Source organism: Streptomyces sp. NBC_00310 (assembly GCF_036208085.1).
Classification (GTDB): Bacteria; Actinomycetota; Actinomycetes; order Streptomycetales; family Streptomycetaceae; genus Streptomyces.
Genome location: NZ_CP130714.1, coordinates 5337739 through 5355152 on the forward strand (window position 1 = coordinate 5337739; position 17414 = coordinate 5355152).

The window sequence follows — 17414 nt, forward strand, 5'->3', positions numbered from 1 at the left end:
TCTTCATGGACACCTTGGCTCTGGTCGTGACCATCGGGGTCGCGCTCTTCTTCACGTACACCAACGGCTTCCACGATTCCGCGAACGCGATCGCGACCTCGGTGTCGACCCGCGCGCTGACGCCCCGGGCGGCCCTCGCCATGGCCGCGGTGATGAACCTCGTCGGCGCCTTCCTCGGCAGCGGCGTCGCCAAGACGGTCAGCGAGGGCCTGATCTCCACGCCCGAGGGCTCCAAGGGGATGGGCATCCTCTTCGCGGCACTCGTCGGCGCGATCACCTGGAACCTCGTCACCTGGTACTTCGGCCTGCCGTCCTCCTCCTCCCACGCGCTGTTCGGCGGCATGGTGGGCGCGGCGCTCGCGGGCGGTACGACGGTCTACTGGTCCGGCGTCCTCGAAAAGGTCGTCATCCCGATGTTCGTGTCACCGGTGGTCGGCCTGGTCGTCGGCTATCTGGTGATGGCGGGAATCATGTGGATATTCCGCCGCGCCAACCCGCACAAGGCGAAGCGCGGTTTCCGTATAGCGCAGACCGTGTCGGCGGCGGGCATGGCCCTCGGCCACGGTCTCCAGGACGCGCAGAAGACGATGGGCATCGTCGTGATGGCCCTGGTCATCGCGGACGTCGAGGACTACGGCGATCCCATCCCGGTCTGGGTGAAGATCGTCTGCGCGGTCATGCTCTCCCTCGGCACGTACGCGGGCGGCTGGCGCATCATGCGCACCCTCGGCCGGAAGATCATCGAACTCGACCCGCCGCAGGGCTTCGCCGCCGAGACCACCGGCGCGTCGATCATGTTCATCACGGCCTTCATCTTCAAGGCCCCCATCTCCACGACCCACATCATCACCTCGGCGATCATGGGCGTGGGCGCCACGAAGCGGGTGAACGCCGTCCGCTGGGGCGTCGCCAAGAACATCATCCTGGGCTGGTTCATCACGATGCCGGCCGCGGCCCTGGTCGCCGCGACGAGCTTCTGGATCGTGAACCTGGCGGTTCTCTGACCGCACGACGGTCCTCTGACCGCACGAGGACGGGCCCGCCCCCGGGAACACCGGGGGCGGGCCCTTTCTCTACCTCGCGGTGGCACCGCCATGCAGCACCGTGAGGGGTCTTGGAGGGGTCTTGAGGGTCGGCGAACGCCGCCGGCCTAGCCGAAGCGGCCGGAGATGTAGTCCTCCGTGGCCTGGACGGACGGGTTGGAGAAGATCCGCTCCGTGTCGTCCAGCTCGATGAGCTTGCCCGGCTGCCCCACGGCCGCGAGGTTGAAGAACGCCGTCCGGTCGGAGACCCGCGCCGCCTGCTGCATGTTGTGCGTCACGATGACGATCGTGAAGCGTTCCTTCAGCTCACCGATGAGGTCCTCGATGGCGAGCGTCGAGATCGGGTCCAGCGCGGAGCACGGCTCGTCCATGAGCAGCACCTTCGGCTCGACCGCGATGGCACGGGCGATGCACAGCCGCTGCTGCTGGCCACCGGAGAGGCCGGAGCCCGGCTTGCCCAGGCGGTCCTTGACCTCTTTCCAGAGGTTCGCGCCCTTGAGGGACTTCTCGACGACGTCGTCCAGCTCGGCCTTCTTCTTGGTGCCGAGCAGCTTCAGGCCCGCCGCCACGTTGTCGTAGATCGACATCGTGGGGAACGGGTTCGGGCGCTGGAAGACCATGCCGACCTCACGCCGCACGGAGACGGGGTCGACCCCGGTGCCGTACAGGTCCTCGTCGTCGAGCATGACCTTGCCCTCGACCCGGCCGCCCGGCGTCACCTCGTGCATCCGGTTCAGGGTGCGCAGGAACGTGGACTTGCCACAGCCGGAGGGGCCGATGAAGGCCGTCACGGTACGGGGCTCGACGGTCATCGAGATGTCCTCGATGGCCCGGAAGGAGCCGTAATAGGCGTTGAGGCCGCTGACGTCGATTCGCTTGGCCATGGGGATCACTGCTTCTTTCGCGAGGAATTCGCGGGGAATTCGAGGGAATCTGGTCGCTATCATGGCCGCGTCAGCGACCGGACTTCGGCGCCTTCCAGCGGGCGATGCCGCGGGCCGCCAGGTTCAGGATCATGATGAAGGCGATGAGCGTCAGGGCCGCCGCCCACGCACGGTCGTAGGCCGCACCGGAGCCGCCGCTGTTCGCGTACTGCAGGTAGATGTACATCGGCAGCGACGCCTGCGGGTCGGCGAAGGGGTTCGCGTTGATGAAGTTCGAACCCCACACCAGGAGCAGTACCGGAGCGGTCTCACCGGCGATACGGGCGACGGCGAGCATCACACCGGTCGTGATACCGCCGATGGCGGTCGGCAGCACGACCTTCAGGATAGTGCGCCACTTCGGCACGCCCAGGGCCAGCGAGGCCTCGCGCAGCTCGTTCGGGACGAGCTTGAGCATCTCCTCGGTGGAGCGGACGACGACCGGCAGCATCAGGATGGTCAGCGCCATCGCGCCGGCGAAGCCGGAGGGGCCCATGCCGAGCAGCAGGATCCAGGTGCTGAGGATGAACAGGCCCGCGACGATCGACGGGATGCCCGTCATGACGTCGACGAAGAAGGTGACGGCCTTGGCGAGCTTGCCCCGGCCGTACTCGACCAGGTAGATCGCGGTCAGCACACCGATCGGCACGGAGATCACGGTGGCGATGCCTACCTGCTCCAGGGTGCCGAGGATCGCGTGGTAGATGCCGCCGCCGGGCTCGGTGTCGGCGACCACGCCCATCGAGTGGCTGAGGAAGTATCCGTCGAGGACCTTCACACCACGGCTGATGGTCTCCCACACGAGGGAGGCCAGCGGGAGCACGGCGAGCAGGAACGCGACCCAGACGAGGCTGGTGGCGACCCGGTCCTTGGCCTGCCGCTTGCCCTCGACGCGCGCGGCGATGCCGTACGTGCCGAGGACGAAGAGGAGGCCGGCGATCAGGGCCCACTGGATCGAGCTCTCCAGGCCCGCCACGGTGCTGATGCCGAGGCCCAGGGCGACCGAGCCGACGGCGACCGCCCACGCGAACCACCTGGGCAGGGACGCGGCCCGCAGCGTGCTGGGGCCCTTCGGGGAGAGAGTTGCGTTGCTCATGCGTTGGCCCCCGAGAACTCCTTGCGGCGGGCGATGATCAGCCGGGCCGCGCCGTTGACCAGCAGGGTGATGACGAACAGGACCAGACCGGAGGCGATGAGGGCGTCCCGGCCCATCTCGGTGGCCTCACTGAACTTGCTGGCGATGTTCTGGGCGAAGGTGCCGCCGCCCGGGTCGAGCAGGCTGAGGTTGATCTCGAAGCTGGACGACAGGACCATCGCCACGGCCATGGTCTCGCCGAGCGCGCGGCCGAGGCCGAGCATCGAGGCGGAGATGACGCCGGAGCGCCCGAAGGGCAGCACCGCCATGCGGATCACTTCCCAGCGGGTGGCGCCGAGGGCCAGCGCGGCCTCCTCCTGCATCTGCGGGACCTGCCGGAAGACCTCACGGCTCACGTTGGTGATGATCGGCAGGATCATGATCGCGAGCAGGATGCCGACGGTGAGCATCGAGCGGGGGGCGCCACCCTGCCACGAGAGGATGCCGGTCCAGCCGAGGTAGTCGTTCAGCCAGCCGTAGAGGCCGTCGAGCTGCGGTACGAGGACCAGGGCGCCCCACAGGCCGTACACGATGGACGGCACGGCGGCGAGCAGGTCGATCACGTACGCGATCGGACCGCCCAGCCTGCGCGGGGCGTAGTGCGTGATGAAGAGGGCGATACCGACCGCGACCGGGACCGCGATGGCCATCGCGATGATCGACGAGACGACGGTGCCGAACGCCAGGACCGCGATGCCGAAGACCGGCGGGACCGCGGTGGGGTTCCACTCGAAGGTGGTGAAGAAGTTGGCCTCGTCCTTGCTGATCGCGATGGCGGCGCGGTAGCTGAGGAACACGGCGATGGCCGCCATCAGCGCAAGGATGAAGATGCCGGAACCCCGGGACAGGCCGAGGAAGATCCGGTCGCCGGGGCGGGTGGCGCCGCGGGCGGCCCGCTTCTGCTCGGCGGTCTCGGACGTCGGTGGGGTGGGGGGAGCGGGATTTTCTTTGGTCGATATGTCCATCAGGTTCTCCGGTCTGCGGAGCCGTCGCAATACGGGCGGCGACTCGGGGCGGAGCCGCCCGCGGTGGCGGGAGGCTCCTGGCGGCGGTGCACCGGACGATGCGGTCCGGCCCCGGTGGGGGCCGGACCGCACTCAGGTCAGCTCAGTTCCGAGATGGTCGTGCGGACCTTGGTGATGATCTCCTCGGGCATCGGGGCGTACCCGGCCTCGGAGAGCAGCGCCTGGCCGTCCTCGGAGGCGACGTAGGTGAGGAAGGACTTGGTGGCGGGCAGGGTCTCCGCCTTGTTGCCCTTGTCACAGACGATCTCGTAGGTGACGAGGGTGATCGGGTAGGCGCCCTCGGCGGTCGGCGTGTAGTTGAGCTTCAGCGCCAGGTCCTTGCCGGTGCCCACGACCTGGGCCTCGGAGATGGCCTTGGTGGCGTTCTCGACGGTCGCCTTCACCGGCTCGGCGGCACCGGTCTTGACGTCCACCGTGCTGATGCCGTCCTTGGCGTAGGAGAGCTCCATGTAGGAGATCGCGCCCTCGGTCTCCTTCACGCCCTGCGCGACACCGGAGGAACCCTGCGCGGACTGGCCGCCCTTGGCCTGCCAGGCCTTGCCGCCCTCGTACTTCCAGCTGTCGGGGGCCGCGGCGATCAGGTACTTGGTGAAGTTGTCCGTGGTGCCGGACTCGTCCGAGCGGTGGAAGGCCTGGATCTTGAGGTCGGGCAGCTTGGCGTCGGGGTTCAGCGCCGCGATGGCCTTGTCGTTCCAGTTGGTGATCTTGCTGTCGAAGATCAGGGCCAGGGTCTTGGCGTCCAGGACCAGGCTCTCGACACCCGGGACGTTGTAACCGACGGCGATCGGACCGCCGACCATCGGCAGGTCGATGCCCTGACCGCCGGAGCAGGTCTCCTTGGAGGCCGTGACCTCTTCGGGCTTCAGCGCCGAGTCGGAGCCCGCGAAGGCGACCTGGCCCTGGGTGAACGCGGTGATACCCGCGCCCGAGCCGCTGCCCTTGTAGTTGATCACGACGCTCTTGCAGGTGCTCTGGTACTGCTTGACCCAGGCGTCGATGGCGTTCTTCTGCGCGGAGGAGCCGTCGGCCAGCAGCTGACCCTTGGCGTCGCCGCAGTCGATGCTGCTGTTGGCGGACGCCGTGCTGTCGCCGGAGCCGCTCGTGCCGCCGGTGTCGTCGGACCCGCACGCGGTGAGGGTCAGGGCGCCGGTGACGGCGACAGCACCGAGAGAAAGGGCGCGCAGTCGGTTCTTGCGCTGAAGCTTCACTTTCGGGGGTTCCTTCCAGGAGCCGCCGTCCACATGGCGGCGTGCGAAGTCGTCGTATCAGCCTCGGGACTCATCCGGCTGATGCCTTCAGTCCCTCAGACTGCTGTCGTCACGGGCCGTGGGGCCGCATTCAGGCCCACACCCCGCACCGGGTAAGGCCGAAATTAGGCAGATCAGGTGAAGCCGCCGATGGACGGAAGTGAACGGCGAGTGAACCCCTGCCGAAAGTGCGGTGAGGTCACGGAATGCTCACGGGGAGAGCACGCACGGGTCCCGATGTCGCGGCCTCGCCCCCCTCACCCCACCCACACCAACGGACCCGGGTGTTCCATGTCATCCTCACCACCCCCACTCAGTCCATAACTCTAAGCACTCAACCGACTACAAGGAGACACCATCCCCGGTTGAACCCGCCCCTACGCGCACTCGCCCACCCCGGCCTGGTGCAAGGGGCGCGGGGAACGGCGCGACAAGCCACGACGCTCCGACACGTACAAACCCGCCCATCCCCCTCCCCCGGCAGGGGCCTGGGGGCGGCAGCCCCCGGAAAAAGGGGGTCGAAGGGGCACAGCCCCTGGAGGATGGGGACGGGTAGGGGCGGCGGGGGCGAGAATCCGGGAACCCCACCCCCACCCACCTCGTCTCGTTCCACGACCCACCCCACGCGGCGCACCGGAGACGCACATGGAACGACGCACGTTCATAGGCGGCGGCGCAGCCGCACTGACCACCCTCACCGCTGCCGCCTGCACAGGCACCGACCCCGGCCCCGGCCCCGGCACCCGCGCGACCGAAACCGACACCACCCTGCGCACGACGGCCACCGGCACGGGCGCGGGCACCGCCTCCAAGGCCACCGTCGCCAACTGGTCCGCCCTCGCCCGAGACCTCGACGGCCCCCTCATCCGCCCCGGCGACAAGGCCTGGCCCACGGCCCGCCTGCTCTACAACACCCGCTTCGACACCCTCAAGCCCACCGCCGTCGCCTACGTCGCCCACCCCGACGACATCCGCACCACCCTCGCCTACGCCAGGGCACACGACATCAAGGTCTCGATCCGCAACGGCGGCCACTCCTACGGGGGCTGGTCCTCGGGCAACGGCCGCCTGGTCATAGACGTCTCGAAGCTGAACAAGGTCCGCGCCTCCGCGAACGAGGCGGTCGTCGGCGCCGGCGCGAAACTCATCGACGTCTACCGAGCCCTGGCCGCGAAGGGCGTGACCATCCCGGCCGGCTCCTGCCCGACCGTCGGCGTCTCCGGTCTGACCCTCGGCGGCGGCCACGGCGTGACCTCCCGCGCCTACGGCCTGACCTGCGACAGCCTCACCCAGGCCACGCTGATCACGGCGGACGGCACACAGCTGATCGCGAACGCCACGACGAACAAGGACCTCTTCTGGGCCCTACGGGGCGCGGGCAACGGCAACTTCGGCGTGGTCACCGAACTCCGCTTCAAGACCCACGCGGCCCCTCGGAGCGTCACCGCGTACCTCACCTGGCCGTGGTCCAAGGCCGCCGCCGTACTGAAGGCCTGGCAGGAGTGGGGCCCGACACAGCCCGACGAGATCTGGTCCTCCTGCCACCTCCAGAACGGCGGCACCCCGTCCGTCGCGATCGCCGCGTTCTCCCTCGGCACCTACGGCGACCTGGAGAACGCCCTCGACCGCCTGGCCGACCGCGTCGGCACCCCGGCCCGCAGCGTCTTCCTCAAGCGCCGCTCGTACGAGGCCGCCATGGAGGGCTACGCCGGCTGCTCCTCCTTCTCGACCGACGCCCAGTGCCATCTGCCCGGCTCGACCCCGGGCCGCTCCCCCCAGGGCGCGCTGGGCCGCGAGACGTACGCGGCCCGCTCGGACTTCTTCGACCGCTCGATCTCGTCGGCGGGCATCCAGACCCTCCTGACCCAGGTCACGGGCGTGAAGGGCGGGGCCGGCAGCATCGCCCTCACCGCCCTCGGCGGCCAGGTCAACCGCGTCTCCCCCACGGCCACGGCCTTCGTCCACCGCCGCTCCCGGATGCTGGCCCAGTACCTCGCCTCCTGGAAGCCGGGCACCTCCGGTACGACGGCCCAGTCCTGGCTCGACACGGCCCACAAGTCCATGACCCGCCACGCCTCCGGCGCCGCCTACCAGAACTACGCCGACCCCACCCTCACCCACTGGAAGAAGGCCTACTACGGCGACGCGGCCCCCCGCCTCACCACCCTGAAGAAGAAGTACGACCCCCAGCGCTTCTTCACCTTCCCGCAGGCGCTGTAGAGCCCCTGGGCCCTCATGACGGGCCGCAGGCCCCGTCAGGGGCGCGGGGAACTGCGCGATCAGCCACACACACCCCGCACCCGCCGAAAAACAGAACCCCCCGAGCTATGAGGCGCTCAAGGGGGTCGAAGGGGCACAGCCCCTTATGGATAGGACGGGTAGGGGCGGCGGGGGCGAAAGAATCCCGGGCACCCTCAGGCCGCCAGATCCCTCAGGCCGCCAGATCCCGCTCCTCCGCCGGCACCGACTCGACCCGCGCCCCCGGAATCACCGCACGCTCCCCGACCCGCCCCCGAGCCCGCACGACCCACCCCACCCGAGGCGACCGCTCCACCGCCCTCATCAGCGGTGTGAGCAGAGCCATCGCCAAGGGCGACAGCAACAACACGACGGCGGTCCCGAGCGCGAACCCACCGATCACGTCCGTCGGATAGTGCACACCCATGTAGACCCGGATGAACCCGCCCAGCAGTCCGATGACGAGCCCGACCATCCCGAACTTCCGGTTGGCGACGAACAACCCCACCGCCATCGCCATGATCAGCGTCGCGTGATCGCTCACGAACGAGTAGTCGGTCTTGCCGGAGACCAGCACCTCCAGCCCCTCATGATCGAGGAAGGGCCGGGGCCGCTCCACGAACCCGCGTATCGGCACGTTCACCAGCACGGCGATCCCGGCGGCCAACGGCGCCCACACCAGCGCGGCCACGGACGGGGCGGCATCCTCCCCGCCCCGCTTCCGCACCCCCCACCAGCACCCCAGGATCAGCAGCACCATCGCGAAGAGCAGCCCGTACTCGCCGACGAACTCCATCACCCGGTCGAGCCAGGTCGGCGCATCCTTGGCCAGACCATTGATGTCGTACAGCAGCTCGACGTCGGGGTTCGATCCGGATTCAGCGGCAAGTGCGGCATGCGCGGCGAGTCCAGCCATCGTGCTGCGGCCCTTTCGTCATCGTTCTCGCGACCGCACCCTTACGTGCGCCGCGCTCTGCCACCCCCGTGGTGTACGTAGTGCTTCCGCGTGAGCGTCAACGGGCTACGTCAAATAGGAACGCACACTCTTCTCCAATGCGTTCCACCCTCCACTGAATGATCACTCAGACGTTATCGAAGAGAGACACGTCTGCGCAGCTCAGGGCAGGGGTTCACGGAGAATTGCGGCACCCTCAGACCGTCGTGGGCAGCGCTTTCGCGCCATCTTCGGTAACCCGGGTGGCACCAAAGTAGTCGGGGGTGTCAATCGGGTCGAACCGGATGACGGCACCTGTCCGCGGCGCGTCAATCATGTATCCGCCCCCCACATAAATCCCGACGTGCCGAATGGCGCGGGAGTTGGTGAGGTCGTCGGAGAAGAACACCAGATCCCCGGGCAGCAGCTCGTCCCGCGACGGATGCGGCCCGGCGTTGTACTGATCGTTCGCGACCCGCGGCAGCGTGATCCCCACACTCTTGTACGCCGCCTGCGTCAGGCCCGAGCAGTCGAAGCGTCCGCCCTGCTCAGCGGTACCGGTACCACCCCACAGATACAGCGTCCCGAGCTTCTTCTGCGCGTACGCGATGGCCCCGGCCGCCTGCTCGCTCGGATCGACCCGGGACGTGGGCGCGGCGAAACTCTCCGACAGCGTCGTGATCGTCTTGACGTAGTTCTGGGTCTCCTTGTACGGCGGGACGCCCCCGTACTTGATGACGGCGTACGCCCCCGCGTTGTAGGAAGCGAGCATGTTCGCCGTCGGATCACCGGGTACGTCCTTCACGTACTTCGCGAGGGAGCAGTCGTACGAGGCGGCCGACGGAATCGCGTCATTCGGGTCCCACACATCGCGATCCCCGTCACCATCCCCGTCGAGCCCGTGCGTGGCCCACGTCCCCGGGATGAACTGCGCGATCCCCTGCGCGGCGGCCGGGCTCTGCGCCTTCGGATTGAACCCGCTCTCCTGATACAGCTGTGCGGCGAGCAACGCCGGATTGATGGCGTCGCACAGATTGCCCCACTTCTGCACGAGCGTCTGATAGGCGGCGGGTACGGCCCCCTTGGCCAGCCCGACGGACTTCCCGGCGATCCCGCCCGCGAGATTCCCGGCGACCAGGTAGACACCCACGACCAGCACCATCACGAAGCCGAGCCCGGCGCTGCCGGCAGCGATCGCCACGATCCACGCCTTACGCACCGTCAACCGCCCCTCACCGCGCGCCAGTCCGCCGCCAGCAAGTGTAGAGCGGACCCCGCCCCGACGGAATGATCACCCGGCGGCCCCACAGTCGACCCACAGCAGCTTCCCACCCTGTGAGACACCGAGGTCGCGCAACACGGACACGCCCCGCTCCTGGGAACAGGCGCGCACGAGCTGCATCCCACGCCCACGCTCGGCGTCGAGGTCGACGGGCCGGGCGTCCTCCGTGAACCCCACCGGCACCCGCCAGTCCCGATCCCACACCCCCACGCGCAGCCTCCCGCCGATCTCCAGCACCCGCAGGGCGTACTCCTGCGTGGTGTGCCGATGAGCGTTGGTGAGCAGCTCTGCGGCCAACAGTTCGGCGGTGGGGGTGAGTTCGGAAAGACCATGGGCGTCGAGCACGGCCCGGAGGGTGGCGCGGCCGACGCCCGGGGAGCGGGGGTCCCGGGGGAGACGAAGGGTGTAGTTCCAGGACGGGGATACGGTGGCCATGGAAGTCTCCGGTTACTGAGGGGAGTTGGTACATGACCTACGATAGCGATGTTCATAAAAGGTCTTACACGGAATCTAGAAAAGCACTGATCTGCCACTCGTGTGGGTGACCTGCGTGCGAAAGGAGCGGGCAAGCCCGTGAGGAGCAACCCGACGGGACGGCAACTCCGGCTGGGCACCGAGCTGCGCAAGCTCCGGGAGCGCGCCGGGCTGTCGTCCACACAGGCCAGCCGCCTGCTCGGCGTTCAGCAGAACCAGATCAGCAACGTGGAGGCCGGGCGCGCGGGGGTGAGCCCCGAGCGCGTGCGTACGCTCGGTTGCCACTACAAGTGCCCGGACAGAGACCTGATCGAGGCGCTCGCGGACATGACCTCCGACCGCACCCGCGGCTGGTGGGAGGAATACCGTGACCGTCTGCCCGCCGCCCTGCTCGATCTCGCGGAGTTGGAGCACCACGCCGTACGCCTGCGTGCAGCCGTGACCGTGCACATCCCCGGACTGCTACAGATCATCGACCACGCCCGCGAACTGTTCCGCCAGGTCGTACCCGAGCTGTCCCCACCCGACATCGAGCACCGCGCGTCGTTCCGCATCAAGCGCCAGGAGGTGCTCTACAGGGACCGCCCGACCCCGTACGCGGCGATCATCCACGAAGCTGCTCTGCGCATGCAGTTCGGCGGACCGACCGTGGCCAGGAAACAGCTTCAGCACCTGTTGGCCATGAGCGAACGTGAGCACATCACCTTGAAAGTACTCACGTTCGAGGCCGGCTCGTTCCCCGGCTCAGGACAGTCGATCTTCTACTCCGGGGGGCCAGTACCCCCGCTCGACACCGTCCACCTCGACCAGTCCCACGGGCCGACCTTCCTCGACGCCGAAGCGCAGCTGTACATGTACCGGGTCCTGCTCGACCGCCTGGACGGCCTGGCCCTGAAGCCCGAGAAGTCCCGCGACTTCATCCACAACCTGATCCGCGACCTGTGAAGGAACGACATGCCCCAGCACATCTCCTGGCAGAAATCGTCCTACTGCGGGGCAGGCGACTCCTGCATACACATAGCCACCAACTCCCCCACCATCCACCTCACCGAATCCGCCGACCCCACCCAAGCCACCCTCACCACCACCCCCGCCTCCTTCCGAGCCCTCCTCCACGCACTCAAACTCGACAAGGAACCCGCCCGTGTCTGACATCCCCCCGGACCTCGACTGGATCCGCGCCGCCCCCGACGACGCCACCGGCCCCGGCCCCTGGATCGAACTCGCCTTCGGCGAGGGGAACGGCGAGGACGACCCGGAAGCCCCCGTCTACATCCGCGAGACGAGCGACCCGGACAACGTCGTGACCACAAACCGCCGCAAGTGGGACGCGTTCGTACTGGGCGTACAGGCGGGCGAGTTCGACCACTTCGTGGAGGGGGTCGAGGGCTTCGAACCGACGGTGCGGCAGCCGGAGGCCTGAGCAGAGCAACACCGACCGGCCGCCCGACCCCTCCGAAGACCGGGCAGGCTAGACCGGCTCGAAGATCCCGTCGATCCGAGGCCCGGCACTCGGCGTCATACGGCTCACGACACCGGCCTCCACGATCAGCAGATCCGGCAACCACTCCTCGTAGAAACGGACATGCCCCACCACCCCTACCGTGCTGGTACGCGCCCCGAGCCAGCCCACCAGCCGCCGCAGGTCGTCGAACTGGTCAGGATGCACCTCCTGCCGCACCGTCAGAGCCCACCCAGACTCCCGCCCGACCAGCTCCCCCACCAGGACCCCGCCGATCCGCCAGGCCGCCCCTCGCTCGGCCAACAACGGGAATTCGTACGCGCCTTGGCCCTCACCGTCGCCGTCGTCTCCGTCCCTGTCGTTGCCTCCCTCACCCAAGTGCCGGCGCAGCAAGGTGAGATCTTCGGCCGGAAGGGACGCAGGAAGATCGAGATTGAGCTGAAGCTCGTGGTAGTCACCCATGCCGGGAGGCTACGAGAGTGTGGGGAGAGCCGCTGCCCTCAGGACTTGAACCCGATCACCCCGAACCCGGGTCGCGACTCCGCGTGCCGCAGCCACTGCAGGACCTGCATGACGGCCTCCACGACCTCCGGCTCCAGCGGCGGCGGCGCCTCGCCCTTCGCCTTCGTCGCTTCGAACTGCTCCAACGCCCGCAGACACTGCTCGTGCCCCCACTCACCGCAGCCCGGCATGTACGTCGACGGCAGCGGAGCCGGCAGACCTCCGTACCCGAACTCCTCCACGGACACCGCGGTGATCCCCAGTGCGCTCAACCCCTCGTCGACCACCGACAGCCAGTCGCCGCGGTGCGGGGTGAAACAACTGTTGTCCAGGAACGCCCCCGTGAGGGAACACAGCCGCTTGTACGCGTACCCGTACTGAAAGGCATGCTCCTTGTCCTCATCGAACGGCCCCCCGTGCACGACCGCCCGCAACGCCTCGTACGCCGTCGGCGCCCCGTCCTCGATCTCGGACGCGAACCACTCGTCGTCACGCGCAAGATCGTCCCCGAACCCGCCGCGCACAGCCTCCAGCAACTGTTCGTCCGCGGACCCGACCAACGCCCGGGTAGCAGCCACATCCAGCAGATACACGCTCAGAGAAGAACTCATACCCCCAACGTAGCCACGTCCACTGACAGCGCCCCAGGCGGAACTCAGGGCGCGAACTGGCCCGTTGGATCGGCCTGCGGTATTGGCCGTACGTCGGCGTCCGGCGTCCGCCGCCTCACGGTGTCCATGTCACTCCTGAGGAGGGCGGGAAGTCGGGGTAGCCCTGCCCCGTCCACACCGCGCCCGTGACCTCGGTGCCCGGGTCGGCGAAAACCGGTGCGCACGTCTCGTACGAGGCGCCGGGCGGGAAGCTCTTGGTCTTCGGGTAGGAGTCGCAGGGGGCGAAGGTCCCGATGAGCAGGAGTTGCCGGGCGGCGGTCCCGTCGTCGAGCAGCCCGCCCGGCGGGTCGACAGCCGCGTGGGAGGGATCGTTCTCGCCCGCGTTCTTGATGGTCGCCCGCACGTAGTACGGCGTCATCTTCTTGGCGTCGCCCTTCAGCCCCAGCGGGGCCACATCCTCCTTGCTGCCCTTCTCGATGCCGGTGACGGTGACCTCGAGAATGCCCGCCTTCGTCGCCCCTTCGTAGCTGAGCAGGGTCGGCTCTCCGAGCTTCGCCTTGGTCCCCGCCTTCGCCGTACCGTCCTCGTTCACGCTGGACGTGGGGGACGGCGAGGACTCGGGGGAACCGGAGGCGGAGACACGCGGCGCAGGCTTGTCGGCAGAGGGACCCGCCCCGTCGTCGGCACCGCAGCCGACAAGGGTGAACAGGAGAAGCAACGAAGCCGCGCGCGGCGCTGGCAGACGACGAATGCGGGTGATCATGCCAGGCAGCGTATCCGTCAGTAGTACTGCTCCCTGAGGGGTGGCGGGACGACGGCGCCCCTATGCGCACGTGATCGGGCCAGCTCGTGATCCATGACCGGCCGTACCCACCGGCAGCACGCTGGCTCGCGTGTTCTCGGTGAAGTCGCCAACGGTCGGCTCACATGTCGATCTCGCCCTCCCAGGCGAATTCCAGCAGCGCCTTCGGCAGATACTCGGACTCGACCTCGATGGGGATGCCACGCTCGCGGGCGAAACAAGCGATGGCCAGGGGGCCCAGGGCGACGAGGCCGTCGCTGTTGACGGCTCGTTCGTCGTCGGCGCTCCAGTACAACTTGTGGTGCCGCAGGGCGTCCACCAGTGCCTCGTTGAACTGGTCGTGATCCCCACGCAGCATGCGATAGAAGAGGATGATGGGCGGGGACAGGAGATGTGTCATCACCTCCTGGTCGGCGTACCGGGCGGCATCCGGGCCGGTTCCGTCGACGGCCTCGACCAGCTTCGAGGAGACGTCTCCCTCGCGGAGCCAATGACGCTGCAGGGTTTCCACCCACGAGTAGATGTACTCGTCGAAGACCGCACCCGAGGCACGCAGCAGTGACACCGGCACTCGGGCCAACTGCGTCAGGCGCTCCTTGTCACGGCAGATCAGCGCCAGGTAGTACGAGTTGACCCAGGTCCCCGCGTTCAGATGGGACTGGGGGCCGGTGGCGGGGATGCGCCAGTCCTTCTCCTTGATTCGACACGTCACCGTGGTGCCCTCGTCCGCGACAGCGGCGGCGAACAGCGCGGATCCCAGCTGCATAGCCGTGACCCAGGCCTCCCAGGTCTCGAACATCGCCCCCTCGGCATCCGCGGCACACCGCGTCTCGGCGAGGATCAGCGTCGACTCCATCACCTGGGCCCGGGCGATGTCGGATTCCTCGATGACCTCCAGCAGCCAGGTGGCGGTCTTGTCGAGCGACCGGATGCCCGCAGCCTTGTCGGCCATGGAGTGGTCGTGGCGAGGAATGCTCGTGACCACTGGTTCTCTCCCCATCAGTAAAGGTCGAAGTGCTCAAGCTTCGCACCAGCGTACGAGCCGGTGCTCTCGTTGGCCTTCACCATGACGTACTTGAGCTTGCGGCCCACAAGCGCTCGCAGGACGTCATCCGCGATGTCGCCGTTGGTCACTGTCTCCCCAGCACTGTTCCGGACCGGGTTGCCGGCGCTGTCCCGCGCCACCAGCTCCGAGTTCTTCTGCATCTCGCTGATGATGGTCAGGACGTAGTCCTGCGTTCCCTGTTTGACCATCCAGCCCTTCGCGGCGCCGGCGCCCTTTCGCCACATCAGCCCGCTCTGCGGTGCTTTCGCCTCCACGATGAGCAGACTTCCGTCGTCGAGCCGGTAGAGCTGGTCGAACATGTTGGCGCCGTTGGAGGTCTTGGGCAGGTCGATCCACTGGGCGTCCGGATACTTGGTCGGGATGACGTGCCGCGCGGCCGCTTCTTCGCCCAGTGCCTCGGCTATCGAGCTGTTGTTGGGCCGGTCCGGCATCGCACTCCGGAACGCCTCCTGCGCGTCGGCGAGAGCCTTTGCGTTCGCCTTCGTGGGATGCGCCTCGTACGCCTTCTCGGCGGCCGTGAGGTCCTTGGACAGCTGACGGTTCCTCGCCGCGTCCTCAAGGTGGTCGATCTCATGGGCCGGGGCAGACCCCCAGTCGTATGTCCCGTCGTCCGCCCAGCTCCGCTCGCCCGGTTTGGCCGGAAGGGAGTCCTTCGCGATCCAGTTGCCGTGCTCGTCCTTGGCCAGGATGGGCAGCGGGTCGCCGTTCTCGTCGGTCGCCTTGGTGCTCCAACGGTGGCCGTCCGAGCGGTAGTACTTGTCGAACCAGGTCTTGTTGGGGTCGTTCGCCTTCCGGATCTGCTCCTCGACGATCTTCTTCGCCTCTTCCGGGGTCCGCTTCGGCGGTTGCTGCCCCTCGTCAGCGGCCCCGGCCCCGTTGTCCGCCGTGTGCCCGGCCCCAACAGCCTCATCCCCGGCACGCCCCGCGTCACCGAGCCCGTCTTCACCGGCTCGCCCGAGATCGTCCAGGCCCCCGCTCCCGCCAGACCCCCCATCGCGCCCCGATGGCGTGTTTTCGCCGCTACGGCTACCGCCGCCGACAAGGTTGTCTCCCCCGCGCCCACCGACAGCCGCCGAATCACCCCCACGCCCACCCACAGCCACGGAGTCGCCCACCCGTGTCCCGGCCCCGGCCCCCACCAGCTCGCGCTCGCCGAGAGATCCCGGCGTCTGCTGCCGTCCCCCGGCCTCCCCCGCCCGCTGTTCCGCGCTCGCCTCGTGCCGAATGCTGTCCAGCGACTCCCGTACCGTCCCGTCGGCGTTGTGCATCACCAGCGTCTTGGTGTCGAGGTAGACGACCTCGCCTTCGGGGGTCTTCATGCGGACCGAGTTCTCGGGCGTGAGCCCGGCCGGGAGGTCGTCGGCGATGTTCGGGGGATCGGCTATCTGATACGTGCCTTCGCCCAGCCTGATGTGCGTGCCGTTCGTGATCCCCCGCAGCCCGGCCATGACATCGCTGATCTTGACGGCCGTCCCGCCGATGCCCTTCGCGATGTACGTCATCGGGTCGACGATCCGCCCCGCCTTGCCCGCGAAGGAGATGGCCTTCGCGATCGCACCGGCCTTACCGGTCGCCGCGACCGCTCCTCCCGCCCCACCCGTGAAAACGGTCGTCAGGACGTTGAACGTCACCGCTCCCGCCGCCCGCGACGGGTTCTTGCCCCACTCGTCGTACGCGATCAGCGCCTTCCCGGTCTCCACGACCGCCGTACGGGAGTCGCGCAGCCAGGAGGGGAGTTTGTCGGCCGGGGTAAGCCAGTACGCGGCACCGAGCGGCGTTCCCGTGATCAGGATGCCGGTCGCGAGCTTGCCAAGGCCCACCCAGGCCTGGCCCGCCGCGTCCCAGCCGTTGAAGCCGACCAGCGTGCCGAGGCCCTTGATCGTGCCCCACACACCGTCCACGACGAAGCCGACCGTGAAGTCCCAGGCGTGCTCATGGAAGTAGTACCAGGGGTTGGACTCCTCGACGACGTCCCCCCACGGCAGACCGCCGGCGTTGTTCAGGTCCTCGGCCCGGTAGCCGTACGTGTTCTCCTTGTCCGACCCGTCGCCGACGCCGAGCGGCTCTCCGCCGACCAGCGCGACGATCTTGTTGTAGCAGGCCCGCTCGGCGGCCTGGAACGCGGTCCAGGCCGCGTTCACCGCGTTGCGGCGGGCCGTGTTCTCGTCGATGAGGTCGCCGTCCGCGACCCAGTCGTCGTCGTCCGCGACGCGCCGTTCGAAGGCCGCCGCCTCCTCGCGGAGCGAGTTGAGCCGGTCGACCAGGGGCCGGACCTCGGCCGCGTAGTCGAGCAGCGCCTTGGAGACCGTGCCCAGCTCGGTGTGCAGGTCGTGGCCGGCCGCGGCGACCGGCGCGGTCGTCGCGAAGAGCTGGTCGGCCTCGGGGGCCTTGTAGAAAGGTTCCAGCAGATTGAAGTTGGCGTCGATCAGCAGACCCGCGGCACCGATCGCCATCCCGTCGAACGCGATGTCCCCGGCGTCCGTCTCCAACTGCTCCAGATTCCCCGTGAACTCCGGTATCTCGGCTGAGACAACGGGCCTGTCCTCGCTCACGCCTACCCCCGTGGACGCCCTCGCAGATACGTTCCCTCAACTCGGCGCCCAGCCTGCGCACCTGACGCAGGGACAAACGGGGACACCCAGTCGATCATTTGTACCAAAATTGCGATCGC

Annotated in this window: 17 protein-coding genes; 5 read left to right on the plus strand and 12 right to left on the minus strand. The window is 68.2% G+C overall.

The window, feature by feature from the left end; genetic code table 11:
- The first annotated feature begins 5 nt into the window (after positions 1 to 5).
- On the plus strand, positions 6 to 1004 hold the full coding sequence (locus OG202_RS23435; RefSeq protein WP_326581252.1) for an inorganic phosphate transporter: 999 nt from the start codon (positions 6 to 8) through the stop codon (positions 1002 to 1004).
- Between the two features lie 146 nt (positions 1005 to 1150).
- Here the strand turns inward: OG202_RS23435 and pstB are convergent, their stop codons facing one another.
- From pstB to pstS, 4 genes are all read right to left on the minus strand, one after another.
- Positions 1151 to 1927 (minus strand): phosphate ABC transporter ATP-binding protein PstB, encoded by a 777-nt coding sequence (gene pstB / locus OG202_RS23440; protein WP_326581251.1) that lies wholly within the window; start codon positions 1925 to 1927, stop codon positions 1151 to 1153.
- 70 nt (positions 1928 to 1997) lie between these two features.
- Positions 1998 to 3062: a phosphate ABC transporter permease PstA gene (gene pstA, locus OG202_RS23445; protein WP_326581249.1), complete on the minus strand. Its 1065-nt coding sequence runs from the start codon at positions 3060 to 3062 to the stop codon at positions 1998 to 2000.
- Complete coding sequence (gene pstC / locus OG202_RS23450; protein WP_326581246.1) at positions 3059 to 4066, minus strand: phosphate ABC transporter permease subunit PstC; 1008 nt, start codon at positions 4064 to 4066, stop codon at positions 3059 to 3061. Before pstC ends, pstA begins: the two co-directional genes overlap by 4 nt.
- A 137-nt stretch (positions 4067 to 4203) precedes the next feature.
- The gene (gene pstS, locus OG202_RS23455; protein ID WP_327728933.1) at positions 4204 to 5334 is read right to left on the minus strand and encodes a phosphate ABC transporter substrate-binding protein PstS; all 1131 of its coding nucleotides are present in this window, start codon (positions 5332 to 5334) and stop codon (positions 4204 to 4206) included.
- Between the two features lie 684 nt (positions 5335 to 6018).
- Here pstS and OG202_RS23460 point away from each other — a divergent pair.
- The gene (locus OG202_RS23460) at positions 6019 to 7593 is read left to right on the plus strand and encodes an FAD-binding oxidoreductase (protein ID WP_328223528.1); all 1575 of its coding nucleotides are present in this window, start codon (positions 6019 to 6021) and stop codon (positions 7591 to 7593) included.
- Positions 7594 to 7804: 211 nt separating this feature from the next.
- Here the strand turns inward: OG202_RS23460 and OG202_RS23465 are convergent, their stop codons facing one another.
- The 3 genes from OG202_RS23465 to OG202_RS23475 form a co-directional block, all read right to left on the minus strand.
- On the minus strand, positions 7805 to 8527 hold the full coding sequence (locus tag OG202_RS23465) for a phosphatase PAP2 family protein (protein WP_328223530.1): 723 nt from the start codon (positions 8525 to 8527) through the stop codon (positions 7805 to 7807).
- Positions 8528 to 8762: 235 nt separating this feature from the next.
- The gene (locus tag OG202_RS23470; protein ID WP_405896064.1) at positions 8763 to 9707 is read right to left on the minus strand and encodes a C40 family peptidase; all 945 of its coding nucleotides are present in this window, start codon (positions 9705 to 9707) and stop codon (positions 8763 to 8765) included.
- A gap of 129 nt (positions 9708 to 9836) precedes the next feature.
- The gene (locus tag OG202_RS23475; RefSeq protein WP_328223532.1) at positions 9837 to 10262 is read right to left on the minus strand and encodes an ATP-binding protein; all 426 of its coding nucleotides are present in this window, start codon (positions 10260 to 10262) and stop codon (positions 9837 to 9839) included.
- Positions 10263 to 10400: 138 nt separating this feature from the next.
- Between OG202_RS23475 and OG202_RS23480 the strand changes: the two genes are divergently transcribed.
- From OG202_RS23480 to OG202_RS23490, 3 genes are read left to right on the plus strand one after another with little or no spacing between them, the layout of a single operon-like run.
- Positions 10401 to 11246 carry a helix-turn-helix domain-containing protein gene (locus OG202_RS23480; protein ID WP_328223534.1) on the plus strand — a complete coding sequence of 282 codons (846 nt, stop codon included), beginning with the start codon at positions 10401 to 10403 and terminating at the stop codon, positions 11244 to 11246.
- A 9-nt stretch (positions 11247 to 11255) separates the two neighbouring features.
- Positions 11256 to 11453 (plus strand): DUF397 domain-containing protein, encoded by a 198-nt coding sequence (locus tag OG202_RS23485; protein WP_328223536.1) that lies wholly within the window; start codon positions 11256 to 11258, stop codon positions 11451 to 11453.
- Positions 11446 to 11724, plus strand: a complete 279-nt coding sequence (locus OG202_RS23490) for a DUF397 domain-containing protein (RefSeq protein ID WP_257543731.1) — start codon at positions 11446 to 11448, stop codon at positions 11722 to 11724. Before OG202_RS23485 ends, OG202_RS23490 begins: the two co-directional genes overlap by 8 nt.
- 48 nt (positions 11725 to 11772) lie before the next feature.
- Here OG202_RS23490 and OG202_RS23495 read toward each other — a convergent pair whose 3' ends face one another.
- The 5 genes from OG202_RS23495 to OG202_RS23515 form a co-directional block, all read right to left on the minus strand.
- Positions 11773 to 12225 (minus strand): hypothetical protein, encoded by a 453-nt coding sequence (locus OG202_RS23495; RefSeq protein WP_328223538.1) that lies wholly within the window; start codon positions 12223 to 12225, stop codon positions 11773 to 11775.
- A 38-nt stretch (positions 12226 to 12263) separates the two neighbouring features.
- A complete protein-coding gene (locus tag OG202_RS23500) occupies positions 12264 to 12875 on the minus strand; it encodes a DUF7691 family protein (RefSeq protein WP_328223539.1) in 612 nt (203 codons plus the stop codon).
- 115 nt (positions 12876 to 12990) lie between these two features.
- Positions 12991 to 13638 (minus strand): hypothetical protein, encoded by a 648-nt coding sequence (locus OG202_RS23505; RefSeq protein ID WP_328223541.1) that lies wholly within the window; start codon positions 13636 to 13638, stop codon positions 12991 to 12993.
- Positions 13639 to 13798: 160 nt separating this feature from the next.
- Positions 13799 to 14629 carry an immunity 49 family protein gene (locus OG202_RS23510; RefSeq protein WP_326581223.1) on the minus strand — a complete coding sequence of 277 codons (831 nt, stop codon included), beginning with the start codon at positions 14627 to 14629 and terminating at the stop codon, positions 13799 to 13801.
- Positions 14630 to 14676: 47 nt separating this feature from the next.
- Positions 14677 to 17295: a hypothetical protein gene (locus OG202_RS23515; RefSeq protein WP_328223543.1), complete on the minus strand. Its 2619-nt coding sequence runs from the start codon at positions 17293 to 17295 to the stop codon at positions 14677 to 14679.
- Between the last annotated feature and the right edge of the window lie 119 nt (positions 17296 to 17414).